We start from the raw sequence: 26415 nt of genomic DNA, 5'->3' as shown, positions 1-26415 counted from the left end.
CTGGGTAACCCTCGGTTTCTTTCCTGTTAAATGGGTGGTCAGCCATCAATCAGACTAAACCGTGACAACAGACGCTAATTCCTTTTCGTCCCAGCGATATGTCTTTTTCTCAACGTTGTCCCGAGTGCGCTCGCGCATCTGGGCCATGTCGATCTCATGTACACTGCCGCCGTTGGCCAGATCGACGGCATGAGCTGCAGCCATCCCCATGGCGATGCAGGGGCCCATCACCCTGACACTGGACAACGCAGCCGAGTCGGCATCAATGCAGCGGCCCGCCGCCACGGCATTGGTGCACTCTGCAGGAACCAGGCTGCCCAGTGGGATGTAATGCACATGGTCTTCATCAAAGACGATCCAGTGATGACCATCGCTGTGGTCATGCAACTCGATGGGCCAGGCGGTGCGACCGATCGCATCATCGAATTTCTTTCCGGCACGCAACTCTTCCACCGTGAGGTGATGGCGACCGACGATCCAACGCGTTTGACGTATGCCCGGCAGACCGAAGGAACGGATACGGGATTGACCGAAACAGTCAGGGAACTCCTGTTTGAGGAAATCCACGGCGCGGGCAGCCTGATCCTTGCCAATCAGCGCCTTGGCCGAGGCCTCGATGGGATCCAGAGGGGTCTCTATGTGAGTCATGTTCATGGCCGCAATGCCACTGCCCGGGATGTTGAACCCCAGGCCTTCCTGACGCAGCAAACCGTATTGTTCACCGCGCTCTTTCATGCGGGCACCGATTTCCTTCCGGTTTGGCTGGGCGTCCTCGTTGATGTTCTCCAGCACCACCATCTGAGTGCCAAACACTTTCTGCGTCTCCGGCTCGCGACAGGCAAAGCCGGCTTGCCACAACAAGGCTGCGTCTCCACTGGCATCAATGAAGCTGTCCGCCTCCACCCGGACACCGCCGTACCGAGTCATCAGGTCAATACTCTCGATGCGCGTCCCTTTCACATGAACATTGAGCAGCATGGCGCCGAGCACGGGGGTGATATTGGCCGCCATTACACTCTCCTCGACCCAACGACCCAGAGCTACCTCATCGTAATACACGACTGTGGTGCTCGGCCCGTGACGGTAGTGCAACGCTTTTTCCTGGCGACTCAGGGCGTTCAGAATGTCATCGGCTATGCCGTAAGTGAATTGATAACCATGGGTGCCATTGGAGAACATTCCGCAAAAAGTGGCGATGATGGAATTCACCGCCTGGCCACCCAGGGCCGGCTGGCTATCCACCAGAATGACACTCCGTCCGAGTTTGGACGCCTGCAAGGCCGCGGACATACCCGCAATACCAGCACCAACAACACAAACGTCTGCTTTTAGCGGACGATACGCCTGTTTGTTGGTATTGCGGACTACTCGCGTACTTGTAGTTATATGCTCTGCCATGTTTGAACCCCTCATGTTTAGGCTTGGCTTGGTTTCCCAAATGCTCAACTTTCTTGTTAACTTGAATCGACCATAGCCAACAGAGTCCTCTCGAAAAACAGCCGTTTTGAGCTAGCAGCTTTCGCACTTCGCGAACTATACTGATTGGCATCCCGGTCAACGGAGGCGTTATGGATACGCTGGAAAACGTTGCGACATTTTTGTTTGTCGTAAAGAGTGGCAGTTTTTCTGCTGCCGCCCGCGGCCTGAATACGGTGCCGTCCGTGGTAAGCAAACGCATAGGACAACTGGAGCACCGGCTCAAAACAAAGCTGTTTGTGCGCACTACGCGCCAGCTCTCGCTAACCGAGGCGGGTGAAAGATTTTACCCGCGACTGCTGGCAGCGCATGCAGAGATGCAGGAAGCCTTTGAGGACCTGGCGGCCAGCCAGTCACGGCTGGAAGAACGTCTGCGTATAAAATGCCCCACTACGCTGACCGTTCAGCACTTTGGTACCATTCTCACCGGATTTCAGGTGACACACCCTGGTGTACGCCTTGACCTGGTCTTGATGGACCGTTCGGTGAACCCGGTGGAAGAAGGATTTGATATCGCAATAGGCGCCCTGCCATCGTCTTATGCCAATGTAGTTGACGTACCCTTGTGTCCAATGCGGCGGGTTACGGTCGCTTCACCCGGCTATCTGGCCAAAGCCGGTTACCCGGAGCACCCTCGCGATCTGCTGGAACATTCCTGTCTCACTTTTATGGCCACCGGCACACACTGGGCCTTTGAGAGCGACGCAGGTGTCATTGATATCGATGTGCGATCAAGCATCGGAGTCAATGACAGTCAGGTTTTGATCAACGCCGTGGAGCAGGATTTGGGGGTGGCCATAGTGGCACAGCACATTGCTCGCGCCAGCATCGAGTCTGGAACTCTGGTCACCATTCTGGAGGACTACCCACCGCCCAACATGTGGGTGAAGGCTTTGGTACCTAAAACCAGAAGCAATAACCCTGCGGTCCTCGCAGCCATCAAATGGCTGAAAGACGCATGCCAACCACTGCCACCCTGGGACCGGTAACTCCTGCTGTTACCTGATCAGCGACAGGCAATCGTGCCAGTACTATGTCATAACCCTGATAATGGGGTTCCAGAAAGCAGACCTCCGGTTCGTTCGCCAGAATCTGGTCGCGTTCGAACCGATCCACGTCCATCAGGACAATGCTGTCATCTGACGTGCGCCAGCGTGCAACAAGCGCCTTGCGGACCTTCAGGGAAGGTTCGCCATAAGAGGTGGATTCCTCAATGCCCGGAAACTTCAGCGCCAGCTCAACGACCTACGACCAGATAGCCATCAGACCGAATTCCCCATTTGATTCATCGCCAATGCACTCCCGGCATTTCAACCTATCCGTTAACCACGAAACGCCTTCTCGATGGCAGCGATATCGATTTTTCTCATCGTCATCATTGCATCAAATGCTCGCTTCGCAGCTACTTGATCAGGGCTGGCAAGAGCTTTCGAGAGGGCAACCGGGGTAAACTGCCAGGAGATGCCCCATTTGTCCTTGCACCACCCGCACTGGCTTTCCTGACCACCGTTGCCAACGATCGCATTCCAGTAGAGGTCCGTTTCGTATTGGTCTTCGGTCGCCACCTGAAACGAAAACGCTTCGCTGTGCTTGAAGGCGGGGCCGCCGTTGAGACCGAGACAGGCAACGCCCAGCACGGTGAACTCGACAGTCAATACATCCCCTTCTTTTCCCGAAGGGTTATCCCCGGGTGCACGGTACACTGCACCGACAGACGATGCCGGGAATGTGTCGGCGTAAAATCGTGCAGCCTCTTCGGCCGCATCTTCATACCAAAGGCAGATCGTGTTCTTCGCACTGTGTGACATATGCCCTCCTGATTGATTGCGCAGCAACACTTGATAGTCGGACAGTGAAACAGCAAATCGACATCAGTTGCTCTGCAATGCCCGCTCCTCACGAGTCTGACGGCCTTCCTCAATCAGCCAGTCAATGAACTCCAGTACTATCGGCTCCAGTTCCCGGTTTGACGGAAACACGATCTGATACCCCTGGTTCGAACGCATGGCGGTATCCGTCAACGCAACCAGGGCGCCGGTCTCCAACAGGGGCTCAACGAACGGCGACCAGCCAATGGCCACGCCCTGCCCCGACAACGCCGCCTGCAACAGCAAAGTATAGTTGTTGAATATCAGTTCGGGCTCCTTGCTGGCCTCCTGCAGGCCGAGTGCAGCAAACAGGTCGGGCCAGTCGAACCAATGGTTGCCCTCCTCGTCTTCCAGCTCCAACAAAGGCAGGTCCTTCCAGTGCCCCATGTCCGGGTACTGCGCCAACAGGCCGGGGCTGCACACGGGCACTACCGCCTCGGGAAACAGCAGCTGTGTGGGTTCGTGCATCCGGTGGCCATCGCCAAAGGCCAGCCCGATATCCACATCCCCTTCATCGGGGCTGACCGAATGCTGGGCGGTGACCAGACGCACGTCCAGGTCCGGGTGGCGTTGTCGGAAATTGCGCAGCCGGGGCAGCAGCCAGTAGGTGCCCAGCGCATAGTCCGTCGACAGAGTAATGGACTCGTGTCGGCCCGGCTTCTTGGCTTCCCGGTAACCTGTGCTCAGCGTTTTCAGCCCTTCCTCCGTCCACTGATACACCCGAGAGCCCGTGCGGGTGAGCACGACGCCGCGATGCATGCGGTGGAACAAGGTCGACCCAAGGTCCGCCTCCAGATGCTTGATATGCTGGCTGACCGCAGACTGGGTACTGCCCAGTTCCTGCGCGGCAGCCGTGAATGACCCCAGGCGCGCAGCGGCTTCAAAGGCCACAAGCCGGTGCAGGGGCGGTAACGCAGATGAAACTGACATTAGTATTACTTATGGCATTCATTAGTTACAGCTCAGTTTACAGGCTTCTGCTGCAGGATCACCATGGCTGCAACCATCAATTTTTTTAATCACAACCCAGCTATCGAAAGGAGTGCCTGCAGTGCCCGAGACCCACCCCAACATCCTGTTCATTATGGCCGACCAGATAGCTGCACCTGTGTTGCCCTTCCATGGCGGCCAGGTGGTCCAGGCCCCGAACCTGCAAACACTGGCCGATCAGGGTGTTGTGTTCGATTCTGCCTACTGCAACAGCCCCCTGTGTGGCCCGTCCCGCTTCGTGCTGATGACCGGGCGCCTGCCCTCAATGATCGGGGCTTTTGACAATGCCGCCGAACTGCGCGCCGACACACCGACCTTTGCGCACTACCTGCGCCGCTTCGGTTACAGCACCGCGCTGTCCGGCAAGATGCACTTTTGCGGCCCTGATCAGTTGCACGGTTTTGAAACCCGGCTCACGACCGATATCTATCCGGCGGATTTTGGCTGGGCGGTGAACTGGGATGACCCCTCAGAACGCCCCACCTGGTATCACGACATGTCGTCTGTCACTCAGGCTGGCCCCTGTGTGCGTACCAATCAACTGGATTATGACGACGAAGTCATCTTCCATGCGCAGCGCTATCTGTACGACCAGGCGCGCACAGCAAGCGATAAACCCTTCTGCCTCACCGTATCCATGACGCATCCGCATGATCCCTACGCCATCCCGAAAGAATACTGGGACCGCTACCGGCCCGAAGACATCGACGACCCCCGGCTGACCTGGGACGACGTCGAGCAGGATGCTCATTCGGCCCGGCTGCGCGCGCTTTACCAGGCTGACATCACGGAGCTGTCCGATGAGCAGATCCGCAATGCCCGCCGCGCCTACTATGGCGCCATCAGCTATGTGGACGATCAGGTCGGCCGCCTGCTGCGCACCCTGAAAGAAACCGGCCTGGACGAAAACACCATCACCGTGTTCTCCGGCGATCACGGCGACATGCTCGGCGAACGCGGCCTCTGGTACAAGATGAGCTGGTTCGAACGCGCCGCCCGTGTGCCGCTGATCGTCCATGCGCCAGATCGTTTCAAGCCACGTCGGGTAAAAGAGAATGTGTCCACCATGGACCTGCTGCCGACCTTCGTTGATCTGGTAAGCAACGATGGCTCGAATCAATACGCCACCCCACTGGAGGGCCGCAGCCTGATGCCCCATCTGCAGGGTGAACAAGGCCACGACGAGGTGATCGGCGAATACATGGGCGAAGGCACCCAGGCCCCGGTGGTGATGATTCGTCGCGGCGACTACAAGTTTGTGCACTGCCCCGGCGATGCAGACCAGTTGTTCAACCTGGCACAGGACCAGCACGAAGTGCAAAACCTGGCGCAGCACCCGGATGCAGCCGAGCGCATGACCGCATTCCGGCAGGAACTGGCTGAACGCTGGGACTTCGAACAGCTGCATGCCGAGGTTCTGGACAGCCAGCGCCGGCGTCGCCTGGTCGCAGAGGCAAATGCTCTCGGCCATGTGACGTCCTGGGATCACCAGCCCATGACAGACGCCAGTACACAGTACATGCGCAACACGCTGGATTTGGGGGAACTGGAAGCGCGGGCGCGCTTCCCGAGAGTGTCAGGCTGATCTGACCGTCACGACAACCATAGAAGAAAGAGAGGGAAACAACATGCGACTGCTACAGCCGAAAACGGCAGGGGCCCTTCTGGTGGCCTGTGTCCCGTTGGGCCTCACCGCACAGGCCACAGAAAGCACCTGTCAGACAGTCAGGTTCTCGGACCCGGGCTGGACAGACATTGGCGTCACCAATGCCGTCGCCGGCCAACTGCTGGAGGGGCTCGGGTATTCCACTCACGTCAGCCTGCTGTCCGTTCCGATTGGGTTCCAGTCACTGTCAAGCAACGAGATTGATGTATTTCTCGGTAACTGGATGCCGGCCCAGCAGAGCTTTGCCGATGAATATGCCGATGGCTATGAGCGCCTGCGCGCCAACCTCGAAGGCGCCAAGTTCACCCTGGCGGTGCCTGAACACGTGCGCGAGGCCGGCGTTGAGAGCTTTGCTGACCTGGCCGACCATGCTGACGAATTCAACCACCGCATCTACGGCATCGAACCCGGGGCCCCGGCCAATGAACTGATCCAGTCGATGATCGATGCCGGCGACTTCGGGCTCGAGGGCTGGGAACTGATCGATTCCAGCGAACAGGGCATGTTGAGCCAGGTCAATCGAGCGGTACGTCGCGACGAATTTATCGTTTTCCTGGGCTGGGAACCACACCCCATGAACCTGCGCTTTGAACTGTCCTATCTGTCCGGGGGTGATGACTATTTCGGGCCCGACTATGGCGGCGCCACCGTCTACACGCTGACCCGCAACGGCTATGCCGATGAATGCCCCAATGTCACTCAGCTCCTGAACAATCTGGAATTCACGCTGGATATGGAAAGCCAGTTGATGGGCGACATTCTCAACGAAGGCCTGGAAGCGGATGAAGCCGCTCACCAATGGCTGGCCAACAACCCGGATGCTCTGACCGATTGGCTCGACGGCGTTACAACGGTTGACGGAGAGGATGGACTGCCGGCGGTTCAGGCCTACCTCGCTGACGATTAGCGACGCAGTGTGCTGAAACAGCTCACCTTCAACAAAAAAGGCCGGATATTCCGGCCTCGTTTCTTACACCCTGGTATCAAAGTGTGTTACCTGGCCCGGGCTTGTAGCAATTCATCTGAACTTCTCTTCGATTGCAGCCGGGGAGAGCACCAATACAGGTCAGGCCTGCGGGCCTTTCAAAGACGCTTGATAAGCGGCAATTTGTAGCCGCAATGCCTCGAACCTGTCAATGCTGTCCTGGCGCCAGACATCCTTGCGATCATAGAACTCGCTGTAACTTCGGGCATTGGAGGGCAGCGTCACCCAGGGCTGTTTTGACGCCGTGAAGATATGGACGTCCGGCGGGAGCGCATCCGGATCGTCAAGAGTGCCCACCCGGACAAACTTCGTGAGATGCCCGCTGCCTGCATAATGGCTCCAGACGGCGACCTTGCATATGGAGCAGCGCGCTATGCGCTGGCCAAGGCCGCTATTCGATGGCGTCTGAACCAGCTCTGGCTCTGCGCCAAGATTGACCACGCGATCGGATTCAATCATTGCGTTGAGCCCGAACGACGCACCCGTTTCCCGCTGGCACCAGCGGCAATGGCAGCAGTGAACGACCAGTGGCTCTGTAAGCATACGGTAGCGAACAGCTCCGCAATCGCAACCGCCTTCAATTGGGAAAATGCTTGTCATAAACCTTTCTCCGCAAACATGACGCCAATGGCCGGTCTCGTGAGACATGAGCATTGCCGGTGCAAGAGCATCCTTGTGCCAGTGAGCGGCAACTGATCGGCTAACGCTGGTGCCGAATCAAAGGCAGAAAAATGGCATCCACCTCACCGCGCGCCACCGCCCGCCGGAGTATTTCTGAAGGAATATCGCTCTATGACCCGCTACCTGGCCGCAGCGATTACTTCATCCAGCAAATCCCGTGAGGCCATAAGCGTCTCGATCTGCCGCTCAATGCGCACACGCTCTACCCGCAGGTCCTCAGCCATCTCTGCGCACAGCACGACTTTTTCTTTCTCTTCACAAACGCAGGGCAACAACTCCGCTATTACCTCCGTGGACAAGCCGGCAGCCAGAAGCGACCGAATCTGCCTGACCACGTTGATATCACCCTCACGATAAACGCGGTAGCCGTTCGGTTGCCGCGAGGGGGTTAACAACCCCTTCTCCTCGTAGTAACGCAGAAGCCGAATGCTGACGCCGGTACGACGTGAAAACGCTCCAATATTCATCCGGGAATTTCCCTGTTGACACTGACATCGGTGTGAGGGTTTACGCTAGCACATTCCTTGGATGAGCAAAAACCAGAGGTAATCATGAGCAAGCGGAAAGTAGCAATCGTAACGGGCGCAGCAGGCGGCATTGGGCAAGAAATAGCGCGTCGGCTGGCGGACGATGGATTTCATATCGTCATTAGCGACACCGAAGGACAACGGCAAGCACTCAATGCTTTAGCCGATACACTCTTTCAGGATAGCGAGCCACCACATGTAGCACCTGCCGATGTACGCTACCCAGCAAGTGTTGACAGCATGGTATCCTCGGCCGTTGATCGATTCGGACGCGTCGACGTAATGGTAGCCAACGCTGGTGTAGTCACTGCCTCACCGTTACTTGAGCTGTCTGTTGATGAATGGGACCAGGTCATGGCTGTCAATGCTCGGGGTACACTGCTGTGCTACCAGGCGGCCGCCAGGCAAATGATTCGGCAAGGTAAAGGCGGAAAAATCATCGGCGCCGCTTCGGTCGCCGCGCACCAGAGCTCTGCTCTGGTTGGTCATTACTCGGCCTCGAAGTTTGCGATACGGTCTCTAACCCAAGCAGCAGCTCTGGAATGGGCCCGACATGGCATAACGGTTAACGCCTATTCTCCAGGCCTGGTAGACACCGCAATGTGGGATGCTCTGGACGAGCAGATAACAAGCCTGGAGGGTCTCGAGCGGGGGGATGCGTTCAAAGCGGGCATGTCAGAGATTCCTCTGGGACGGGTCCAGAGACCTCAAGACGTCGCGGGGATGGTGTCTTTCCTGGCATCTGCCGATGCCGACTATATGACGGGTCAAGCAGTGGTGATTGATGGCGGCATGCTGCTCGGTTAACGCCACCTGATCTTGCAGCATGAGCGGCAGAGCAACCATAGCGCCGCCCATGCTGCTACCTTGTGCTCGCCGCCAACCGCACCCCAAGCCCCACAAACAGTGCGCCCAGCCCCCGGTCCATCCACAGACCCACTCGAGGTCGCCGGCGCAGGTAAGTACCCAGCCTCGACCCGGCCAGGATGAGCGGCGGCTCAATACAGGCGGCAACCGCAATGATCAAGACACCATGCAGAAGCAACTGGGCACTGGCCGGGCCCGCCCCTGCCACCACGAACTGCGGCAGGAACGCCAGAAAAAACACAGCGACTTTCGGGTTGAGCGCGCATACGAGGACGCCTTGCCAGTAAACCGACCTTGTACTCCTGGCGCTTTCTCCATGCTCACTCGGCAGAAAAGATTCTCCACGCGACCGCAGCATCTGGATACCCAGATAAATCAGGTAAGCGGCTCCCAGCCACTTCACAACAGCAAATGCCAGGGCAGAGGTTGCAAGGATGGCGGACAGGCCCGCAATAGCCATGATTACGTGCAACGCGGCACCGGTCCATATACCGAACATGGCGGCAAATCCATGTTTGCGCCCGCTTCTCAATGTCTGGCCCAGAATGAACGCCATGTCCGGACCCGGCGAAATATTGAGAAGCACTGCCGCCGACATGAATGTCATCCAGTGGATTAGTGTGTAATCGAACATTTGCACCCAATCTAACCTTATTGATGGTTAGACAGATTATTCGCAGCCCTCTCTATATGTCAACCACCATAGCGGTTAGAATAAAACCATGACTGTTACACAAAACCATCAACTGGTCGGTGGCAGGCTCTGCCTGGATTTTCTGAACACGGCGGATTGGCAGGATGAAACCCTTGTCGCAGACCATGTCGAAACGCTCGCCGACCTGAGTGCATGGAGCCGTCGCGCCGGACTGCACTTCAAGCCTGTGCAGCACGCTGATGCGACCACGGCTCTTCAGCGCATCAGCGCCTTTCGCCAGGATCTGCGTGCCCTGTTCCTGAAGGTAATGACAGGCCAGGGCTTGAATCAGGGTGATGCAAATTTTTTGAATTCGGCCTTCGCCACGAGCCAGGGAACGAACCCGATAACGGTTGCGGATGGCGCCCTGGTATACCAGCACAGCGATGACCTCTGCCGGGACCTGCAGCTACCCGTGCTCTTCTCAGCCCTCGACCTTCTGACCTCGCCTGACATCCATCGAGTAAAGAGATGCCCGGGCCACAAGTGCGGCTGGCTTTTTGTGGATCAGAGCCGCAACGGAGCGCGCAAATGGTGCTCTATGGAAACGTGCGGCAACAGGGAAAAAGCGCGATCTCATTACAAGCGTACGCGCGGCTGACGGGTCCCAGTCATGTAGCGCTGCAATCAACTGTGCTACCGCAGCATGCCTTCTTGTGCGCATTTTTGGTGAGCAAAACCCTGAGTTTGCACTCGCAAGGTGCGAATTTCAGCGATGTCTCGGTATAAAACAGCCACCATCCCAACATTCCCGGGTTGGCATGCAATCTGCTTCAGCTTGGTTGCGAATGGCACAAGCGCTAATGGCGGTGGTTGTGTCCTCAAATTGGTAATGACGCCCCTGTTGTGACTGCAACGATTGCAGATCACACATGGGCGTTTTTTTTGGGAGCAAGAAAGTGAAACACACCGACAAACAGCAAGGAATAACTCGCCGCGACGTCGTCAAAGGCCTGAGCGCAGCAGCGGCAGGCACTGCAATTGGCGGCCTGTTGCCAGGCCTGGGCAGTCTATCCATGGCCAGCACCAACGGCAGCCCGGAAACGACAACAGCAAGACTCGGCTTCATCGCCCTGACGGATGCTGCGCCGCTATTTGTTGCACTGGAAAAGGGATTTTTTGCCGCTCATGGCATGCCTGACGTTGAGGTCCTGAAGCAATCTTCCTGGGGCGCTACACGAGACAACCTGGTATTGGGCTCGCGCCGGGGCGGAATCGACGGCGGCCATATACTGACCCCCATGCCATACCTTATGTCCTCCGGTGCCATGAGTGACCAGGTCGACGTCAGCATCATCGCCCGCCTCAATTTGGCAGGCCAATGCATTTCAGTGGGCAATGAGTACCTGGATCTGGAGGTGGGCACCGACACCTCACAATTTGCCGAAGCGCTCGCTGCCAAGCGTGCCGGCGGCGACGAAGTGCGAGCCGCCATGACATTCCCCGGTGGCACGCATGATTTGTGGATCCGCTATTGGATGGCGGCTGGCGGCATCAACCCGAACTCCGACATTGCCACCATTGTGGTACCACCCGCACAAATGGTTGCCAACATGCGCGTCGGCAGTATGGACACCTTCTGCGTTTGTGAACCCTGGAACCACCAGTTGATCAATCAGGGCATCGGCTACACCGCCAATACCACTGGTGAGCTGTGGCACAACCACCCCGAGAAGGCGCTGTGTCTGCGCAACGATTACATCGAAGCCAACCCGAACGCCACGAGGGCTATTCTGATGGCCGTCATGGAAGCACAGATATATTGCGAGCAGCCCGAAAACAAGGAAGAAGTTGCACAAATCTGCTCGCGCCGGCGCTGGATTCACGCGCCCTATGCCGACATCATTGACCGGATGCAGGGGAACTTCGATTACGGCACGGGCCGCGTGGTAGAAAACCACCCGGACCAGATGCGCTACTGGAACGACCATGCCTCCTACCCCTTCCGCAGCCACGACCTCTGGTTTCTCATCGAGAACCAACGTTGGGGTTATCTGCCTCAGGATTTTGACAACCAGGCACTGATCGACAGAGTCAACCGGGAAGACATCTGGCGCGAAGCGGCTGCCGAACTCGGAGTCGCCAGCGCAGACATTCCCGATTCAACTTCCAGAGGCATAGAGACCTTTTTCGACGGCAAAGTCTTTGATCCAGAAGACCCTCAGGCCTATCTCGACAGCCTCGAGATAAAACGCATGTCGTAAGTCGGTGAAATTTCACCACTGACACCATTCATCGGCGCCTGCTCAGCAGCCCTGGCAGGCCCACCTACAAAGGGAGACTCACCATGACGGCTGAATCATCCAACCCGAAAACAGGTATCATGGCGGCGCTACGCCAGCCTTCTGCAGCGTTCCACAAAGACCAACTGGCCGCTCTGGGCCAATGGCTTCTTGCTCATCTGCTACCGCCTGTGGTCGTGCTCACCGGCCTGATGGGCCTGTGGGAAATCTTGTGCTCCATGCCGGGCGCCATGCTCCCGGCGCCATCTCAGGTCGTTCAAGAGACCTGGGAGTTGATAGTCCTGCCATTCTACAACTACGGTGGCAACGATGTCGGCATGGGCTGGCAGGTGCTGGCCAGCCTGGAGCGTGTTGCTTACGGTTATTCAATGGCGGTTGTAGTCGGGGTTTCGCTGGGGGTCCTGATTGGCAAGTCCACCTGGGCGATGCGCGGCCTGGACCCCATTTTCCAGGTTTTGCGCACCGTGCCACCACTGGCCTGGCTGCCCATCTCCCTGGCCGCGTTCCAGTCCAGCAACCCGTCGGCCATCTTCGTGATTTTCATTACCGCGATCTGGCCCATCATCATCAACACCTCAGTCGGTATTCGAAACATTCCGGATGACTACCAGAATGTGGCCAGGGTGCTGCGTCTGAACCCCTACGAGAACTTCACCCGCATCATGCTGCCTTCAGCGGCGCCCTATATTTTCTCCGGCCTGCGCATTGGCATTGGGTTGTCCTGGCTGGCCATCGTTGCAGCGGAAATGCTGATTGGCGGAGTTGGTATTGGGTTCTTCATCTGGGATGCCTGGAACGCCTCCATGCTCAGCGACATTGTACTGGCACTGATTTACGTTGGCCTCGTGGGCTACTTTCTCGACCAGGTGGTTGGGTTTATCGGCCGACGTGTGACGCGCGGCACCAGTGCCTAGACGCGTGGAATACATGGGCTGCAAGTCCCCAACCAAGGAATTTCAGGAGAGTCATCATGAGTGATCGCTACTTGATTATCGACAACGTCAATAAAATCTTTCACAGCAAGAAAACCGCTACGCACGTGCTGGACTCGATTAACCTGACGGTCAAACGCGGCGAGTATATTTCCATTATCGGCCATTCCGGGTGCGGCAAATCCACTTTGCTGAACGCTGTCTCCGGCTTGACCACTGCCACCAGCGGCTATGTGATTCTGGACGGAAAAGAAGTCAACGCTCCGGGGCCTGACCGCGCCCTGGTGTTCCAGAACCACTCCCTGTTGCCCTGGCTTAGCGTCTACGAAAATGTGGCGCTGGCCGTCAACAAGGTATTCGGCGCCAGTAAAAGTGCGCAGGAACGCAAGGACTGGATTTTGCACAACCTTGATATGGTGGGCATGTCACATGCGCTGACGAGACTGCCCGCCGAGATATCCGGTGGCATGAAGCAGCGCGTAGGCATTGCCCGCGCACTTGCCATGCAGCCCAAACTCTTGCTGCTCGACGAGCCCTTCGGCGCTCTCGACGCCCTGACTCGGGCGCATCTTCAGGAAGAAGTCATGCGCATCCAGGCTGATCTCAACAACACCGTGCTGATGATCACTCACGATGTTGATGAAGCCGTATTGCTTTCGGACCGCATTGTCATGATGACCAACGGGCCCAGGGCCACCATTGGCGAAGTGCTGGAGATCAACCTGGACCGGCCACGCAACCGCATTGAGCTTGCCAGCGATCCGCTGTACAACGAATACCGCCGGGCCGTGCTGCGATTCCTGCATGAAAAACAACAAAAAGTAGCTCCGCTGACGCCGGAGGCCAGCGAGAACAAGCAATCAGAGGCCGACCAGAGGGTGAGTGTGGGCTAGAGCCCTCGGGCACACCTCCAGGGGAGTGCCTGAATGAGTGCTAGTCCTTGGGCGGGGGAAAAACCTCAGCCATGGCCAGGGTTTCTCTCGCCACCTCTCCCAGACGCCGATTCTGCGACATGGCAACCTGCCGCAGAAAACGGTGCGCGTCCGGTTCACTCAAGCCACGGTAGGACATGATCACCCCCTTGGCCTTTTCAATCAGCTTCCGCTCGTTCAAGGCTATTTTGGCTTCTTCAAGTTCTTCCGCCATCTGTTGCAGACGGAGAGACTGATCCTGCAGCAGCTCAAACAGCGAGCGACCAATCTGCTGGCCAACACAACCTATATCCACAGTCCTCAACTCGTGGTGCTTTGACGCTTCAGGCACAAAGAAGAATGCGACTGATCTGCGTCCGGCCGCTCGAGCCAAATCGACTTCATGGTCATCCAGTCGCTTCTGTGCTTCGGCGATCCGTGCTTCACATTCCGCCTGCAATCGCTCCTCCATGCCCTGCTCCAGCAGGCGCAAGGCTGCTATACGCTCGGACGTCACAGCAAACCAGGTGTCACTGAGGTCACGATCGGCCTCTCCATTGATAGCAGACGTGAACGCGATGCGCCGCAACCGCTCCAGAGCAGCCGTCTGATCTTGCGCCATGCACTCTGTCCACTGAGCTCGGGCCTGTGCATCGGAAAATTCTTCCACGATAGTGAAACAACGCTCCTGGTTGTCGATCAGGAACTGTAGCTGCTCGGTAAAGCTCTCATCCAGCCGCCCCATGGCAAGGCCTGCCGACCCAAGCGCCCGCTCCTGCCCACACAGCTCCTTGCCCTGCATGAGATGAAACAGGGCAATAATCCGATTCGACAAGTCGTCATGGGTGGCGGTATCTGCGGCTTCAAAGACTATGGCCAGCAAGCTCTGGATCAGCGAAGAAAAGCCTTCAATGATCGATGCTGGAGCCGTTCTCAGAGAGACGATATCGGAGCGTACCTGCTGCAGTTCATCCAGCCCGTGCAAGGCAAGTGCGATTCGGCTCAGAAGCCGACTGGCACCGGACATGCCATGGCTGCGCAAATCGAGCTGACCCAGAAATTCCCGGGTATCCGCTTCGGCGTGCTGTGCGGCCTTCACCAGGATGGGGAGGCGAGTCTTGCAGCGCTCGCCCTGCGAGCCCACATAGAGGTTCGAGGCGCCACGTTCATATTGCAGACAGTGCACCAGCTCACTGATATGCGCAATGAGTTGGCCCATGGTGTGCAACTGCTCCAGACTGAGCAGATCACAACGCAATGCAGCCATCAGGTATTCGGTGACATCATCATTGCTGTGAGTTGACGAAGTCGTTGGCATTACACGTTTCCAGAGAAGAGAAGACTTCCGTTACAGCAGGTCTTGGCTATCAGGACGTATACTGCAAATTCTGCACCACTCTGAAAATGGAAATAGCGAAGGCTCCAACACCCATCATTGCGGCCAGAACGATGGAACACCTGTCTTCACCATAAGGCCGAGTGCACCAGAAAGGCGCAACAGCTCAATGCTAGGCCCATAGCATCACTTGGACTATCTGCCTGGCTTCATGGCTGACGCCCGGTACTTTTGTCGTTTTCAATGACCATCTGTCATCTGATATATCCAAGAATGTCGTCAACAACACAAGGCAGAGGCCTGGTGGCGTCGATCGTGATTGCGTTCCCGGGCACATCCTCTCCTGTTGCCTGTAGCCGAACAATGAACTCTCGTTCTTGAGCTCGTCCGCCCCACTCGTCTTCCGGGCGAGCGTCAAGGCGCTGGTTCAATGTAGCCAGGTCGACCTCAAGGACGAACACTTCATCGAACAAATCGATAAAACGGTCGAAATTTCTGGAGCCACCACAAAAGAATGACAGAGCATGATTCTGGTCGGCCGCCATAGCTCTTGTCTTGTCGACGTCCCAGATATGATGCTCGTGGGCAAAACCGCTCAGGGGCTTACCTGTTCTCGGGTCGCCCTGATAAGCCAGAACCCGGTCGCCATGGATAGCCTGATAGCCGCGCCGCTGCAGCTCTTCGGCAACCGATGTCTTGCCGGAGCCGGAAATGCCTTCGATCAAGTAGTTTTTGACGCCCATGTTTCGCCCCGAAAAACAGACCAACCGGTCTAAAATTAAACCAGCTGGACAAATCCATCAATGTCAGTCAATAATAAATCAGATGACAGCCTTCTCAAGAGAGGCAAGTATGACCAACCTGCGCATCCGTGGCATCAACTACGACGCTGGAGTCCGGTACTCCCGTGACTTCCACTCCAGACCCTGTTGGCGCCTTGATGACGTCCGTCGAGACTTTATTGCGATCCGCGAGCAACTCGGCTGCAATGCGGTTGGCATCATGGCCTCGGACAATCAACGCCTGATCGAGGCGGGTGAGATTGCAGCCTCACTGGGACTATCTGCCTGGCTCCAGCCAAGGCGCTTTGAGGCCTCCGGCCGGGAGGTGGCAGCCAATCTACAGCAGTTGGCTGGCGCAGCCGAAACCCTGCGGCTGCGCGGTCATCAGATCTGCCTGAACGTGGGTTGTGAACTGACGCTTTCCAGCAAGGGGATGGTACCCGGGGGATCATTCTACCGTCGGGGTCTGCTGCTGCCGAAAATGCTATGGCTCAAACCGTATTGGGACCGCAAGCTGAATAGCCTGCTGCGCAAGCTCACCGAAACCGCCCGGGCTCACTTTGGTGGCCCTCTCACCTATGGGGCCGGGGACTGGGAAACCGTCGACTGGACGATGTTCGACTACATTGGCCTGGACACCTACCTGGCTGCCTACAACCGAGACGTCTATGCTGAGCAGATTCGTCAGCGCGTCGGTCGTGGCAAGCCGGTGGTGATCACCGAATTCGGCTGCTGCGCCTACCAGGGAGCAGCAGATCTGGGGCCGAACGGTTTTGAAGTACTCGACTACCGCAGCAACCCGCCCAGCATTCGCGCCGGCACCGTCCGAGACGAACAGGTTCAGGCCGACTATCTCGCCGCATCTCTGGACGCCTTCGAGTCGGCCGGGGCCGCAGGCGCATTTGCGTTCGCATTCAGCGAACCGATGCTGCCACACACCAGTGATCCGCTCACCGATGCTGACATGGCCAGCTTCGGCATCGTCAAGGTGACCCAACCAGCGAGCGAACATGCTTCAGAGCAGTGGGCCCCCAAAGCAGCCTTCTCGATGCTCGCCAAACGGTACCAATCCGACCCACCGACATAGGCCAGAGCCGATCACCTAAGAGCCTTTGTAATCGAGGCCCTTGGCAACCAGCGCCTTGCCCAGAATATCGACCGCCTTGGGTCCAACACCATGGATAGCCAACAACTCCTTCCTGGAGTGGGCAGCTACCTGCTGGAGGCTGGTGATGCCATTAAGGGAAAGTTCTCGGGCGGCAGTTTTTCCAATCTCGTTGGGCAGATCCCCTACCGGGCGTACATCGGGTGTTGCGGCCATGGCATGTCTCTCCAATCGGTTCGCAGTCAGAGTCAGTCAGAGTCAGTCAGCGACAACGAGGTCGACAACAGCGTTACTCTCAACTGGTCGAACGGGAATCCCATAACTCGACACACGGCTCTGCCCCACCACCCACAGCACTGGTCAATTAGAAGTACGGAGCAAGTTAGCCCTGTGTCGAAAAAAACGCCTTATGGTAAGCCACGTCACCCTGCGGAAAGCTGCCACCAAAGGATACTGCCTGAAAATACTCTGCGGGCACATCGGGGAAGACCAGACCATCGACAACCCTGAACCCGAAGCGACCATAGTAGCCGGGGTCGCCGAGCACGACACAACCCGCAGCTCCCATTGCTGCAAGTTCTGCCAACGCGCTTTTCATCAGCCTTGACCCCGCACCCTGCCCCTGAAACTCAGGCAGCACAGAAATGGGCCCAAGCCCAAACCAACCGATTGCGCCACTGGAAATGCTGACCGGAGAAATGGCGACATGTCCAATGACCTCTCCGTCCACCTCGGCGACCTGGGAGATCGTCAATGCTTCCGAACGCCGGAGTGCATCAACAATGTGCTGCTCCGTATGATCAGAATGCGGGGCATTCGCAAAAGCCTGCTCAGTGACTCCGTGAATCTGTTCGATGTCGGCAGGGCTCTCGCTGCGAATCTGGATATCCAATGCTCGACCTCTTGCTACAGTGGGCTAGTGCCAGCACATGATAAAGCTCATACGGAACCGGTGCCAACCGGACGGTGCTCTGTGCCGGCACCTGGCGTAAGAAACAGCACAGTGGCCGGTTCCGAAGTCCTGGCCGTGTGCCACACATTCTTCGGCACCAGAACGTAAGAGCCAGGCCTGGTCAGCTCGACCGTTTGCTCCTGCCCCGCCACCTCGAGCACAAGAGTGACCGCGCCCGACAGAAGCATGACCAGCTCTTCACCAGCAGGATGACGCTCCCACATGGACCACAGCTCGGAGAAGGTAAAAGCCGTCATGAGCCGGCCCTGATCCAGATGAGGCGCCTGCCCTGCCCCCAGTTCTTCCCAGAACGACTCGGACACAGCAATCTCGTCGGCGCGCGCATCATCGCGGAAATGCAGATAGGTGCTGAGAATATCTTTTTCCGACATCATTTCACCGCTTCTCTCTGCCTGATCAGGTCGCGCTCTGCCAGGCGTTCTTCGTAAACTCGGGCTGTGCTGGTGTCGCCTTCTGCCCGCCCGGCTGTTCCTCTTCGTTGGTTTCGGCACCATCCAGCACCGCCACTGCATGTTCATACCCCAACTGAACAATTTCATCAAAACGGCGCCATTGCAACAGGCCTACCCGGTTCAGTGGCGGGTTGAAATACAGGTCGGTCTGCTCCTGTGCATGACGCTGGCGGGAGGAGCTGTAAAGAATGGTCACGTTCATCAAATACGACACCATACTGGGCAATCGATAATGCCGCTTTGTCCGGGCGCGAAAACGATCACGCAGCAAGGTTGCCGTAGGCGGCACCTCTTCAAACTCAAGCAGGTGCGACTTGCGTGAATTCAGATCCACCCCAATCACCCTGCCGACACCGCGTTGTTGCCGCATGACGTCCACCGGGAAGTTGTTGAAGGTCCCGCCATCACAGACCAGGTCACCGCCCATCACCATGGGTGGCAGTGCACCGGGTATCGCCGTAGTGGCGAGGAGGGCCTTGGCCATGGAGCCGTGGCGCAGGACTTGTTCGCGCGCCCGGGAATAATTGGTCGTCACGCAGTAATAATTCTTCCAGTTGTCTTCAATGTTCGGTGCAAAGCCATGCAGTTCGTGCAACGCCTGTTCAATGATCCGCTTGAGACGGCGGCCACTGATCAGTGACATCATTGGCAGCCAGTTGTAATCACCCGTGGGATTCTGATGAAATGCCCGGCGCCCGATATCCATCACGCGTTCCAGCGGTTGATCAGGGGCCAGCAGGGACGCCATGATGGCCCCAATGCTGGTACCACCGACAAAATCGACTTCAATGCCCCGCTCCTGCAGAGCACGAAAAACACCCAGGTGAGAAAAACCGCGCGCACCCCCACCGGCCAGCACCAGGCCGACTGCCGTGCGGCTTTCAATACGGGCCAGGCGCGCCATATCGCGGTCCAGCCCCGAGCGAACATGCACATGATCTGTCACTGGCCGGCGCGCCAGCCACTCCTGTGTACCACGCGGGCTATGAGTACCCTCTGGGTGCACCAACACCAGGATTTCTGCGGCCTCCAGATGCTCGGGCAACTGGTCCAGACAATCTGTTTCAATAGGGTGCAAAACGGGTGGGTGACGTGTATCTGCCAGCAGCAGCATTTCGTCACTGTGCCGGGCGCAGCGATGAGTCCATTCACTGGGGGTAGCATCACCCACCAGCAGCACAAAATCATGCTCGGCTTCGAGCAGATCCAGATACATCGAAATGCGATGATTCAGATCCGTATTGCTGTTGTCGCCATTGGCTGAGCCTGGTGCGCCGAGAGCCATGTCGAGGACGTCAGCATCGACCACGGCAACACTGCCCTTGGCGCCCAAATGCCTGGCCAGATCATCCGCAAAACGACGCGGCACCACGTCTGGCGTCACCGGCAGCACGGCAATAGTGACCGGAGTCGGCATGGGGTTGGTCTGGTTCTGAGCCCGCAAGCGCTGGATAATTTGCCGGGTCAGCGCCAGGGACACCTGATTGCTGCTGCTCAGGAGCTCCTCGAAATGTTCCTTGTCCAGGCGCACCAGTACCGAGTCACGAATGGCCACTACGGTGGCCGAGCGTGGCTCTCCGGTGAACAGGCTCATCTCGCCAATGACCTGACCACGGCCCAGCTCCTGCACTGCCATGAGCTTGCCGTTTTCGCCGGCCACATAGACGCGCAGTCGCCCACTGACTGCCATGTACATGGCGTCGCCCGGATCACCCTGCACCATCAGTGTTTCGCCAGCGGCCACTTCGACCCAGGTCAATTTCGCCACCAGCAACTCTATGGCCGCCGGTTCAAGGTCACCAAGAAAAGTACGCAAATGTTTGATCAGGTGGGTGTCATGCTGTGTGTGGCTTCCGCCGGAGGACTCTAACAACGTTCTATCTCCCTGTATTCTTGTTATTGGCGGAGCCAAGATACGACAACAGTCGTCTGATTCAGGTCAGAATATAGCGCATAAAACCAGTCAATGCAGTTGGTTTGTAAAGGCGGGGGCAGACTAGAAGGATGCTAACATTGGAGGCACAATGGTACCGGAGATACACCATGTCAGCAGACAAGCACAAGCTCAGAGTCTACTACGACGGCGCCTGCCCCATATGTGTTCGTGACCGTCGCCGCTATGAACAAATGGCTGGTGCAGACGCCGACCAGGTGGAGTGGCGGGACATCACCGGCCGCGAGGCCGAGCTCAAGAGCCAGGGCATCGAGCCCGACGCCGCCCTGAAAGAGCTCCACGTCAAGGACGAACAAGACGTCATTCACCGCGAACTGGACGCCTATATTTTGCTGTTCTCACGGATAACCTGGCTCAAACCCATAGCCTGGCTAATAAGCCTGCCAGTGTTGAAAGGAATACTGTCATGGGCATACCGGAGCTGGGTGAAACGTCGGTTGATAAAGGAAGGGCGTTGGCGCTGACACAGGAGACAGGAACATGCACACGCCTCTGAAGCTGGGGTTTCTTTACCCCGGGCAGTCGGCTGTCGACGACCTGCCACGGCTGTGCCATTTACTGCAGCCACAGGCAGAGGCAGTCGTGGTCCACACACCGGTTCATGAGGACGCCCACCGGGTAGATGCATTGCTGGCGCTGGGCCAGCCAGAGTGCTTGCTGCCCGGCGCCCGGCAACTGGCCGCTGCTGGCGTCTCTGCCATCATCTGGGCCTGTACCAGTGGCAGCTTTGTGTTCGGCTCAGCCGGTGCCAAAGAGCAGGCCGCCGCCATAGAAGAAGCGGTCGGGGTACCATCGTCCAGCACCAGTCTGGCCTTTGCGGATGCGCTGCAGGCTCTGAACATTCATCAGGTTGCGATTGCAGCCACCTACCCCAGGGACGTGGCCGAGAAGTTTGCCGACTTCCTGGGAGCCTCGGGCATACAGGTGGTGGCCATTACAGAGCAGAATATTATTACCGCCGCAGAAGTCGGGACTCTGGAAAAAGAGCGTGTGCTGGCGTTTGTCGCCGCCAGTGACCACCCCGATGCCGAAGCCATCGTCGTGCCCGACACCGCGCTGCACACCGTGGCGGTGCTGGATCAACTGGAGGCCATGCTGGGAAAACCGGTACTGACTGCCAATCAGGTCACGGTCTGGCAGACCCTGCGCCTTGCCAACGCGCTGACCCCACAAAGTGGTTTGGGGCGTTTGTTTCAGGGTTATTGACGGCATAAGTCGCGGCGCTGTATCTACCCGTCCATGCCTGCCCTCGCCTAAGGCCCCGATTCCCACAATTGTATTTGGTTCCCTTCGGGATCTTCCAGTGAGGCAAATCTGCCGTTTGGGTACACTTCAGGATCCACAGTGACTGATATTCCAGCATCCGTAAGCTGAGTGCACATTCTGTCCAGATCGGCCACCCTGAAATTGACAGATAACTGAGCGCCCACCTTGAAATGACTGGAGCCTGAACTCATGGGCGCAAAGATCGTTGGCCCTGCCTCTTGCCGCCAGGGTTCCTGATCATAACTTGCAGGAGGCATGAATACCCCCAGGTTGTCCTGATACCACCTGCTTAATTCTGCAGGGTTCTCGGCCTTGAAAAACAGGCCGCCAATTCCGGTAACTTTCTCCATGATCTGTCCCTCTCTCGTTTTTCCTGGTTGCTAAAGGACCTTTCGATACACCGCTTCATAAGGCAGATAGCCGCTCTTTTCATAGAAGCCTCGCGCTACCGATTTTGCGTGCAGCACTGACAACTTGACGGTGGAGAGCCCAAGCGACTGGCAGAAATCCTCCGCCTGCCGCATAAGTTCGGACGCAACGCCGGTGCCCCGATGAGACTCAGCCACAACAAAATCGGTGACCACGCCAGTTGCAGAACTGGCTCGGATGAGTGCCCAGATTTCGGACACCCGGGCTGGCAGGCTGATCAGCTCTTCGAGTGGTTTCCCCAAGAGGGCCGCAGAGCAAACCAACCGGCGACAGCGACAACCAGCATCACAATGTTGTGAGTATACTTGGCAATCGGCTCCACCTCTCCGGCTAGCGGAAAGTAGGTGAACGCCAGCATGCCTCTGCAAATGAGAAACGCCAAGGCCACGGCGGCCGTATGGTGGACACTCCAATCCTGTCGCCTTGCTCTCCACCAGACGAACGCACCAACGAGAGCGGTGATGGCAGTATTGAAAACGAACCCACTCCAACTTTCCCCGAAGACATCACTTGCCAGCAAGAGCGCGGGTACGAATGTCATTGCGAAGATCGGAAACGGCTTGATTGACGCCTGATCTGGTAGTGTTGATGCTTTCGCTCGTCCCGCGGCTCTCCCCACATACCAGGCTGCTGCAATGCAAACGATGACTAAAACAGCAGAAGTTATGAACTGTGACGTGGATGCGCTTTGCGATTCCGGATCGGACGCGATAAGCAAAGCAGCGCCAATGTATGCGACGACAGCAACTGCTATGCCGACGGGTCCGAGCCAGGACCTCCGAGCACGATCAGGCCGCCACGCTTCCGCTAGAGCAATCGGCGCACCGAAGCTGAAAATCACGTGACCAATGATAAAATTGTACGCCTGACCCGCGCTGATAGAGAACACGGGAATGTATGCGGCCTGGCGAGATTCGGCCCAGCCTTCGTATCCATAATAGTTCTCGCTGAAGAGTGACTGATCTATCAGACAAGCTTGAGCGATTCCCAACGCCAGTGCGAGTAACAGCAGCGATGGCCAACCCCATCCAGCGCGTCGGACGACCTCGCGCGCCAGCAGCGCCGGAGCGCCGTAAAGCGCTCCGAAGAAAACCACCGCAAACAGGAGAGCGGGAACATCCCCGGTACTGTCGGCATATGCGGCCAGCAGTTCAGAGCCAACGGCGCACAAAACCACGAGACAGAGCGCCTGGGTTGTGCTGCGAGAGCTGGTGAGTCGCTTCATTCGTGCCCCGCTTCAATGGACTCGTGGTATGGCGGCAGCCAGCAACTGGGCGCCATGACAGATGGCCCCTGCGGGTTTCTCGGTTTTGAAAAATGAATAGCGGATATCAGAGTAACACTGCAGCGGTAATCCGCAAGCATCGGCCAAGTTACCTCGCTCATACCGACAAGCTGACTATACAGGTGCAGTGATGCCGTTGTGCCGGTCGGCTTCGGCACGGCGGATGGCGGCAATATCCTTGCGGGGCGGAGCACCGAACATCCGCGCGTACTCCCGGCTGAAATGCGATGGGCTTTGGTAGCCAAGGGTGAAACCAACGCTGGCCGCATCCGCGTGTCTGGCGAGCAACAATCGTCGCGCTTCCTGCAAGCGAATGGTCTTCTGAAATTGGAGCGGGCTCATGGCTGTGACGGCCTTGAAGTGGCGGTGGAACGCCGAGGTGCTCATGCTGGCTATCTCCGCCAGGGTTTCGATTTGCAGCGAGTCGGCGTAGTGCTCGCGAATCCAGGCGATGGCTTTGCTAATGCGGCAGAGATGGCCCTCGCCCGCGGCTATCTGGCGCAGCGTTCCGCCATGCTCACCAGTCAGCAGAAGGTAGAGAATTTCGCGCTCCACGAGTGGGGCGAGTATGGGAATGTCGTCGGGTCGTTCCAGCAGGCGCAGCAACCGGGTAATAGCGTCCAGCAGTGTTGGCGGCGGCTGGCTTACGGACAGGCCGATGGACAAGTGGTTGCTGACCGGCTGGGTCGGTAGGGCCAGCAAAAGCTCGGTGAGCGTGTCGATGTTCAGTGCCAGAGTCATGGCCAGGTAGGGCGACTCAGGGCTCGCGTTGAGGATTTCACCGGAGATGGGCAGGTCGACCGAGGCAATCAGGTAGTCGCCGGCGCCGTACTCGAATACGGTGTCGCCGAGCAGGGTGCGTTTGCTGCCCTGAGCGACCAGACACAGCATGGGTTCGTAGACGGCGGGTAGCGGTTCGGTCGGTGTGCAGGAGCGCAGCAGAGTTACCCCGGGGATTGGGGTCGCGCACTGGTCCTGATGGCAGAATCGTTCAATCAGCGGAGCAGGATCGTCCAACTGCCTCGTGGCCTTGATCATGTTTTCTCCCTTTTCCTTAGGCATTCAACATTACGCCGATGCAACAGTCGGCACAACGGCGTTGTGCACTACCGAGAGTATCGTGCAATTACCAGAGTGAAGTTTGGTAGGCCTCATCGAGAATATTGTCGAACTCATTGGCCGTCCCAGTCAGTTCAGCCTGGTCTTTCAAGATCTGGCCGAGTGTTGGCATATCAGACCGAGGTGCCCATGTGTCGGGAGACCACAATTTGGATCGGATGAAAGCCTTGGCGCAATGCATGTAAACCTCACGCACTTTGACAATCAGAACAGCTTTTGCAGGGCGATTATTGACCTGCATCTTCGAGCAAAGATCCGCATCAAGTGTCAAACGTGCCTCACCATTAATTCTAAGAGTTTCATTCATGCCCGGAATCATGAAGATGAGGCCGACGCCAGGGTTCTCTATAATATTTTCCCAGGTGTCGAGCCGGTTGTTTCCTGGTCGATCGGGAATGGCGAGAGTCTTGCTATCCAGGATTTTGACGAAGCCGGGAAAATCTCCTTTGGGTGACACGTCCCCGTTACCTGATGCATCCTGAGACCCAATCAGCAGAAAAGGAGATTTCTCGATGAAGCGGCGGGAATGCTCATCCATTGATCGTAGCACTTTCCTGATTGCAACTTCGTGGGTCGCCTCGAAGGCGCTTCTAAGCTGCTCGCGAGTGGTGATGTAGTCCATTGGTTCTTCCAGCCTTCAAAGATTTCTGAGAGGATCTTATCGCCTTATTAGTTCGGCTCGCAAATTAATCAATGATTCTGACCCTGTTGATTGCGATAGCCATCCGGTTCCATCAGAAGGCGACACCACAATCTTCCAGAGGCCGTCGGCCCAGAGGCGCTTGAAGCCGCCTCATTGTGAGGCCTGGATGAGTCAACGGTACTGAGGGAAGTCCATTAATTGTTAGGCCTCAAGCAGTAGCTGCCAGTAGCCTACGTCCACCCAACGGTCTTGCTTGTAGCCAACCTGCTCAAAGTGGGCGACCTTCTTGAAGCCAAGGCGCTCGTGAAGGGCCACGCTAGAGGCATTAGGTAGGGCAATCCCGCTGATTACAGCACGCAAGGAACATGCACGAATTGCGTCAATGAGCGCAGCATAAAGCTTGAGGCCAAGACCCTTGCCGGTATACGCTGGGTCTAAGTACACAGTGGACTCGACCGTGTAGCGGTATGCGCAACGCCCTTTCCATTTCGAGGCATAAGCATAACCAACGATCCGGCCCGATGCTTCAGCTACCAACCACGGCAAAGAGGATTCCAGGTTTTCCGCAATTCGCAGTGCCATCTCCGTAGCATGGATGGGCTCAGTCTCGAAGGTGACACATGTCCCCAACACGTAAGGGTTGTAGATACCGACGATGTCGGCGGCATCGCTTTCTCGTACGGGACGGATCGATACTTCCATGAAGGCCTACCAAAGGGGTCAGAGTCATTGATACTACCAAAGGGATCAGAGTCATTCATTCCCCATTGATTCTTGTTATGCAGCCGCTGCAATTGCCTCGATCTCCAACAACCATTTCTCATCGAATATATCCGCTACGACAATAGTTAATGCTGGCCTGTGCTCTCCAAGTACTTCTTGCCGAATACGGCTGTTTAGGTCCGCATACTCCCTCGACGATAAAAATATAGTTATCTTGATTAGATTCGGCACAGACAACCCTGCCGTTTTCAACTGCGCAAGAACGTTCGACCACACGAGTCGGCATTGCGACTCAAAGCCCATTGGAACGTCTCCATCCGGTGTCTCGGGGATCTGGCCGCTAACGAACAAGAGCCGCGTAGCTTGCTCGACAAGCATCGCCTGACTATAACCACCAACAGCTTTCGGTGCAGAATCAGATTCGATGGTAGTGACTTTCATTCTATTAAATCCTCATAGCTGCACAAAGTCTGAAGTATGCGGCCGAAGTGGAGGCGCCAGGCGCCAG

At 57.1% G+C, this 26415-nt stretch carries 30 protein-coding genes; 11 read left to right on the top strand and 19 right to left on the bottom strand.

Annotated features, from left to right (window positions below):
• Positions 1 to 54 precede the first annotated feature (54 nt).
• Positions 55 to 1413, bottom strand: a complete 1359-nt coding sequence (locus tag E4656_RS03280; RefSeq protein ID WP_338090005.1) for an FAD-dependent oxidoreductase — start codon at positions 1411 to 1413, stop codon at positions 55 to 57.
• Positions 1414 to 1568: 155 nt separating this feature from the next.
• Between E4656_RS03280 and E4656_RS03275 the strand changes: the two genes are divergently transcribed.
• Positions 1569 to 2465 carry a LysR family transcriptional regulator gene (locus E4656_RS03275; RefSeq protein ID WP_135481149.1) on the top strand — a complete coding sequence of 299 codons (897 nt, stop codon included), beginning with the start codon at positions 1569 to 1571 and terminating at the stop codon, positions 2463 to 2465.
• Positions 2466 to 2798: 333 nt separating this feature from the next.
• Here the strand turns inward: E4656_RS03275 and E4656_RS03270 are convergent, their stop codons facing one another.
• Both E4656_RS03270 and E4656_RS03265 read right to left on the bottom strand, forming a co-directional pair.
• The gene (locus tag E4656_RS03270) at positions 2799 to 3284 is read right to left on the bottom strand and encodes a VOC family protein (protein ID WP_135481147.1); all 486 of its coding nucleotides are present in this window, start codon (positions 3282 to 3284) and stop codon (positions 2799 to 2801) included.
• A 63-nt stretch (positions 3285 to 3347) separates the two neighbouring features.
• Positions 3348 to 4274 (bottom strand): choline sulfate utilization transcriptional regulator, encoded by a 927-nt coding sequence (locus E4656_RS03265; RefSeq protein WP_135481145.1) that lies wholly within the window; start codon positions 4272 to 4274, stop codon positions 3348 to 3350.
• 121 nt (positions 4275 to 4395) lie between these two features.
• On the opposite strand from E4656_RS03265, the gene betC reads away from it, so the two are divergent.
• Together betC and E4656_RS03255 are read left to right on the top strand one after the other, a co-directional pair.
• Positions 4396 to 5919, top strand: a complete 1524-nt coding sequence (betC, locus tag E4656_RS03260) for a choline-sulfatase (protein WP_135481143.1) — start codon at positions 4396 to 4398, stop codon at positions 5917 to 5919.
• A 43-nt stretch (positions 5920 to 5962) separates the two neighbouring features.
• Positions 5963 to 6907, top strand: coding sequence for a choline ABC transporter substrate-binding protein (locus E4656_RS03255; protein WP_135481141.1), 945 nt, complete (start codon positions 5963 to 5965; stop codon positions 6905 to 6907).
• A gap of 159 nt (positions 6908 to 7066) precedes the next feature.
• Here E4656_RS03255 and E4656_RS03250 read toward each other — a convergent pair whose 3' ends face one another.
• Together E4656_RS03250 and E4656_RS03245 are read right to left on the bottom strand one after the other, a co-directional pair.
• A complete protein-coding gene (locus E4656_RS03250) occupies positions 7067 to 7585 on the bottom strand; it encodes a GFA family protein (protein ID WP_135481140.1) in 519 nt (172 codons plus the stop codon).
• 200 nt (positions 7586 to 7785) lie between these two features.
• Entirely contained in the window at positions 7786 to 8133 is a 348-nt protein-coding gene (locus E4656_RS03245) for a MerR family transcriptional regulator (protein WP_135481138.1), read from the bottom strand.
• An 84-nt stretch (positions 8134 to 8217) separates the two neighbouring features.
• Here E4656_RS03245 and E4656_RS03240 point away from each other — a divergent pair, with 84 nt between their 5' ends.
• Positions 8218 to 9000: an SDR family oxidoreductase gene (locus tag E4656_RS03240; protein ID WP_135481137.1), complete on the top strand. Its 783-nt coding sequence runs from the start codon at positions 8218 to 8220 to the stop codon at positions 8998 to 9000.
• A gap of 55 nt (positions 9001 to 9055) precedes the next feature.
• On the opposite strand, the gene E4656_RS03235 is transcribed toward E4656_RS03240, so the two are convergent.
• Positions 9056 to 9658: a LysE family translocator gene (locus tag E4656_RS03235; RefSeq protein WP_240753886.1), complete on the bottom strand. Its 603-nt coding sequence runs from the start codon at positions 9656 to 9658 to the stop codon at positions 9056 to 9058.
• Positions 9659 to 9782: 124 nt separating this feature from the next.
• On the opposite strand from E4656_RS03235, the gene E4656_RS20435 reads away from it, so the two are divergent.
• The 4 genes from E4656_RS20435 (at position 9783) to E4656_RS03215 (ending at position 13822) form a co-directional block, all read left to right on the top strand.
• The gene (locus E4656_RS20435) at positions 9783 to 10355 is read left to right on the top strand and encodes a CGNR zinc finger domain-containing protein (protein ID WP_135481133.1); all 573 of its coding nucleotides are present in this window, start codon (positions 9783 to 9785) and stop codon (positions 10353 to 10355) included.
• A 298-nt stretch (positions 10356 to 10653) separates the two neighbouring features.
• Positions 10654 to 11958, top strand: a complete 1305-nt coding sequence (locus E4656_RS03225; RefSeq protein ID WP_205849080.1) for a CmpA/NrtA family ABC transporter substrate-binding protein — start codon at positions 10654 to 10656, stop codon at positions 11956 to 11958.
• A gap of 83 nt (positions 11959 to 12041) precedes the next feature.
• Complete coding sequence (ntrB, locus tag E4656_RS03220) at positions 12042 to 12911, top strand: nitrate ABC transporter permease (protein WP_135481130.1); 870 nt, start codon at positions 12042 to 12044, stop codon at positions 12909 to 12911.
• A 56-nt stretch (positions 12912 to 12967) separates the two neighbouring features.
• The gene (locus E4656_RS03215; protein ID WP_135481128.1) at positions 12968 to 13822 is read left to right on the top strand and encodes an ABC transporter ATP-binding protein; all 855 of its coding nucleotides are present in this window, start codon (positions 12968 to 12970) and stop codon (positions 13820 to 13822) included.
• 40 nt (positions 13823 to 13862) lie between these two features.
• On the opposite strand, the gene E4656_RS03210 is transcribed toward E4656_RS03215, so the two are convergent.
• Positions 13863 to 15158, bottom strand: coding sequence for a nitrate- and nitrite sensing domain-containing protein (locus tag E4656_RS03210; protein WP_135481126.1), 1296 nt, complete (start codon positions 15156 to 15158; stop codon positions 13863 to 13865).
• A 272-nt stretch (positions 15159 to 15430) separates the two neighbouring features.
• Complete coding sequence (locus tag E4656_RS03205; RefSeq protein WP_135481124.1) at positions 15431 to 15919, bottom strand: AAA family ATPase; 489 nt, start codon at positions 15917 to 15919, stop codon at positions 15431 to 15433.
• A gap of 109 nt (positions 15920 to 16028) precedes the next feature.
• On the opposite strand from E4656_RS03205, the gene E4656_RS03200 reads away from it, so the two are divergent.
• Complete coding sequence (locus E4656_RS03200; RefSeq protein ID WP_135481122.1) at positions 16029 to 17045, top strand: abortive infection protein; 1017 nt, start codon at positions 16029 to 16031, stop codon at positions 17043 to 17045.
• Positions 17046 to 17060: 15 nt separating this feature from the next.
• On the opposite strand, the gene E4656_RS03195 is transcribed toward E4656_RS03200, so the two are convergent.
• From E4656_RS03195 to E4656_RS03180, 4 genes are all read right to left on the bottom strand, one after another.
• Positions 17061 to 17279, bottom strand: coding sequence for a helix-hairpin-helix domain-containing protein (locus tag E4656_RS03195; protein ID WP_135481120.1), 219 nt, complete (start codon positions 17277 to 17279; stop codon positions 17061 to 17063).
• A 166-nt stretch (positions 17280 to 17445) separates the two neighbouring features.
• The gene (locus E4656_RS03190; RefSeq protein WP_135481118.1) at positions 17446 to 17955 is read right to left on the bottom strand and encodes a GNAT family N-acetyltransferase; all 510 of its coding nucleotides are present in this window, start codon (positions 17953 to 17955) and stop codon (positions 17446 to 17448) included.
• Positions 17956 to 18002: 47 nt separating this feature from the next.
• A complete protein-coding gene (locus tag E4656_RS03185) occupies positions 18003 to 18410 on the bottom strand; it encodes a cupin domain-containing protein (RefSeq protein ID WP_135481117.1) in 408 nt (135 codons plus the stop codon).
• A 22-nt stretch (positions 18411 to 18432) separates the two neighbouring features.
• Positions 18433 to 20256 (bottom strand): patatin-like phospholipase family protein, encoded by a 1824-nt coding sequence (locus E4656_RS03180; protein WP_205849079.1) that lies wholly within the window; start codon positions 20254 to 20256, stop codon positions 18433 to 18435.
• Between the two features lie 275 nt (positions 20257 to 20531).
• On the opposite strand from E4656_RS03180, the gene E4656_RS03175 reads away from it, so the two are divergent.
• Together E4656_RS03175 and E4656_RS03170 are read left to right on the top strand one after the other, a co-directional pair.
• Positions 20532 to 20906, top strand: coding sequence for a thiol-disulfide oxidoreductase DCC family protein (locus tag E4656_RS03175; protein ID WP_135481113.1), 375 nt, complete (start codon positions 20532 to 20534; stop codon positions 20904 to 20906).
• 16 nt (positions 20907 to 20922) lie between these two features.
• Complete coding sequence (locus E4656_RS03170) at positions 20923 to 21648, top strand: maleate cis-trans isomerase family protein (RefSeq protein ID WP_135481111.1); 726 nt, start codon at positions 20923 to 20925, stop codon at positions 21646 to 21648.
• A gap of 47 nt (positions 21649 to 21695) precedes the next feature.
• Here the strand turns inward: E4656_RS03170 and E4656_RS03165 are convergent, their stop codons facing one another.
• The 7 genes from E4656_RS03165 to E4656_RS03135 form a co-directional block, all read right to left on the bottom strand.
• Positions 21696 to 22058, bottom strand: coding sequence for a VOC family protein (locus tag E4656_RS03165; protein ID WP_135481109.1), 363 nt, complete (start codon positions 22056 to 22058; stop codon positions 21696 to 21698).
• Positions 22059 to 22088: 30 nt separating this feature from the next.
• Positions 22089 to 22337: a GNAT family N-acetyltransferase gene (locus tag E4656_RS20715; protein WP_420812676.1), complete on the bottom strand. Its 249-nt coding sequence runs from the start codon at positions 22335 to 22337 to the stop codon at positions 22089 to 22091.
• Positions 22338 to 22354: 17 nt separating this feature from the next.
• Positions 22355 to 23362, bottom strand: coding sequence for a hypothetical protein (locus E4656_RS03155; protein ID WP_135481105.1), 1008 nt, complete (start codon positions 23360 to 23362; stop codon positions 22355 to 22357).
• Between the two features lie 174 nt (positions 23363 to 23536).
• Entirely contained in the window at positions 23537 to 24460 is a 924-nt protein-coding gene (locus E4656_RS03150) for an AraC family transcriptional regulator (RefSeq protein ID WP_135481103.1), read from the bottom strand.
• A gap of 88 nt (positions 24461 to 24548) precedes the next feature.
• Entirely contained in the window at positions 24549 to 25163 is a 615-nt protein-coding gene (locus E4656_RS03145; protein ID WP_135481101.1) for a pyridoxamine 5'-phosphate oxidase family protein, read from the bottom strand.
• 222 nt (positions 25164 to 25385) lie between these two features.
• Positions 25386 to 25886 (bottom strand): arsinothricin resistance N-acetyltransferase ArsN1 family B, encoded by a 501-nt coding sequence (locus E4656_RS03140; RefSeq protein ID WP_135481099.1) that lies wholly within the window; start codon positions 25884 to 25886, stop codon positions 25386 to 25388.
• A 75-nt stretch (positions 25887 to 25961) separates the two neighbouring features.
• Positions 25962 to 26348 (bottom strand): RidA family protein, encoded by a 387-nt coding sequence (locus tag E4656_RS03135; RefSeq protein WP_135481097.1) that lies wholly within the window; start codon positions 26346 to 26348, stop codon positions 25962 to 25964.
• Positions 26349 to 26415 lie beyond the last annotated feature (67 nt).

The organism is Natronospirillum operosum (genome assembly GCF_004768465.1).
Lineage (GTDB): Bacteria > Pseudomonadota > Gammaproteobacteria > Pseudomonadales > Natronospirillaceae > Natronospirillum > Natronospirillum operosum.
Note: the sequence above shows the minus strand (reverse complement) of the source record. Positions and strands in the feature narration are given on the sequence as shown.

What these genes read in the sequence shown, in the direction of transcription:
- E4656_RS03280 (WP_338090005.1), bottom strand. Translation starts at nt 1,413, where the DNA reads ATGAGGGGTTCAAACATGGCAGAGCATATAACTACAAGTACGCGAGTA.
- E4656_RS03275 (WP_135481149.1), top strand. Translation starts at nt 1,569, where the DNA reads ATGGATACGCTGGAAAACGTTGCGACATTTTTGTTTGTCGTAAAGAGT.
- E4656_RS03270 (WP_135481147.1), bottom strand. Translation starts at nt 3,284, where the DNA reads ATGTCACACAGTGCGAAGAACACGATCTGCCTTTGGTATGAAGATGCG.
- E4656_RS03265 (WP_135481145.1), bottom strand. Translation starts at nt 4,274, where the DNA reads ATGTCAGTTTCATCTGCGTTACCGCCCCTGCACCGGCTTGTGGCCTTT.
- E4656_RS03255 (WP_135481141.1), top strand. Translation starts at nt 5,963, where the DNA reads ATGCGACTGCTACAGCCGAAAACGGCAGGGGCCCTTCTGGTGGCCTGT.
- E4656_RS03250 (WP_135481140.1), bottom strand. Translation starts at nt 7,585, where the DNA reads ATGACAAGCATTTTCCCAATTGAAGGCGGTTGCGATTGCGGAGCTGTT.
- E4656_RS03245 (WP_135481138.1), bottom strand. Translation starts at nt 8,133, where the DNA reads ATGAATATTGGAGCGTTTTCACGTCGTACCGGCGTCAGCATTCGGCTT.
- E4656_RS03240 (WP_135481137.1), top strand. Translation starts at nt 8,218, where the DNA reads ATGAGCAAGCGGAAAGTAGCAATCGTAACGGGCGCAGCAGGCGGCATT.
- E4656_RS03235 (WP_240753886.1), bottom strand. Translation starts at nt 9,658, where the DNA reads ATGTCGGCGGCAGTGCTTCTCAATATTTCGCCGGGTCCGGACATGGCG.
- E4656_RS20435 (WP_135481133.1), top strand. Translation starts at nt 9,783, where the DNA reads ATGACTGTTACACAAAACCATCAACTGGTCGGTGGCAGGCTCTGCCTG.
- ntrB (WP_135481130.1), top strand. Translation starts at nt 12,042, where the DNA reads ATGACGGCTGAATCATCCAACCCGAAAACAGGTATCATGGCGGCGCTA.
- E4656_RS03215 (WP_135481128.1), top strand. Translation starts at nt 12,968, where the DNA reads ATGAGTGATCGCTACTTGATTATCGACAACGTCAATAAAATCTTTCAC.
- E4656_RS03210 (WP_135481126.1), bottom strand. Translation starts at nt 15,158, where the DNA reads ATGCCAACGACTTCGTCAACTCACAGCAATGATGATGTCACCGAATAC.
- E4656_RS03205 (WP_135481124.1), bottom strand. Translation starts at nt 15,919, where the DNA reads ATGGGCGTCAAAAACTACTTGATCGAAGGCATTTCCGGCTCCGGCAAG.
- E4656_RS03200 (WP_135481122.1), top strand. Translation starts at nt 16,029, where the DNA reads ATGACCAACCTGCGCATCCGTGGCATCAACTACGACGCTGGAGTCCGG.
- E4656_RS03195 (WP_135481120.1), bottom strand. Translation starts at nt 17,279, where the DNA reads ATGGCCGCAACACCCGATGTACGCCCGGTAGGGGATCTGCCCAACGAG.
- E4656_RS03185 (WP_135481117.1), bottom strand. Translation starts at nt 18,410, where the DNA reads ATGATGTCGGAAAAAGATATTCTCAGCACCTATCTGCATTTCCGCGAT.
- E4656_RS03175 (WP_135481113.1), top strand. Translation starts at nt 20,532, where the DNA reads ATGTCAGCAGACAAGCACAAGCTCAGAGTCTACTACGACGGCGCCTGC.
- E4656_RS03170 (WP_135481111.1), top strand. Translation starts at nt 20,923, where the DNA reads ATGCACACGCCTCTGAAGCTGGGGTTTCTTTACCCCGGGCAGTCGGCT.
- E4656_RS03165 (WP_135481109.1), bottom strand. Translation starts at nt 22,058, where the DNA reads ATGGAGAAAGTTACCGGAATTGGCGGCCTGTTTTTCAAGGCCGAGAAC.
- E4656_RS03155 (WP_135481105.1), bottom strand. Translation starts at nt 23,362, where the DNA reads ATGAAGCGACTCACCAGCTCTCGCAGCACAACCCAGGCGCTCTGTCTC.
- E4656_RS03150 (WP_135481103.1), bottom strand. Translation starts at nt 24,460, where the DNA reads ATGATCAAGGCCACGAGGCAGTTGGACGATCCTGCTCCGCTGATTGAA.
- E4656_RS03145 (WP_135481101.1), bottom strand. Translation starts at nt 25,163, where the DNA reads ATGGACTACATCACCACTCGCGAGCAGCTTAGAAGCGCCTTCGAGGCG.
- E4656_RS03140 (WP_135481099.1), bottom strand. Translation starts at nt 25,886, where the DNA reads ATGGAAGTATCGATCCGTCCCGTACGAGAAAGCGATGCCGCCGACATC.
- E4656_RS03135 (WP_135481097.1), bottom strand. Translation starts at nt 26,348, where the DNA reads ATGAAAGTCACTACCATCGAATCTGATTCTGCACCGAAAGCTGTTGGT.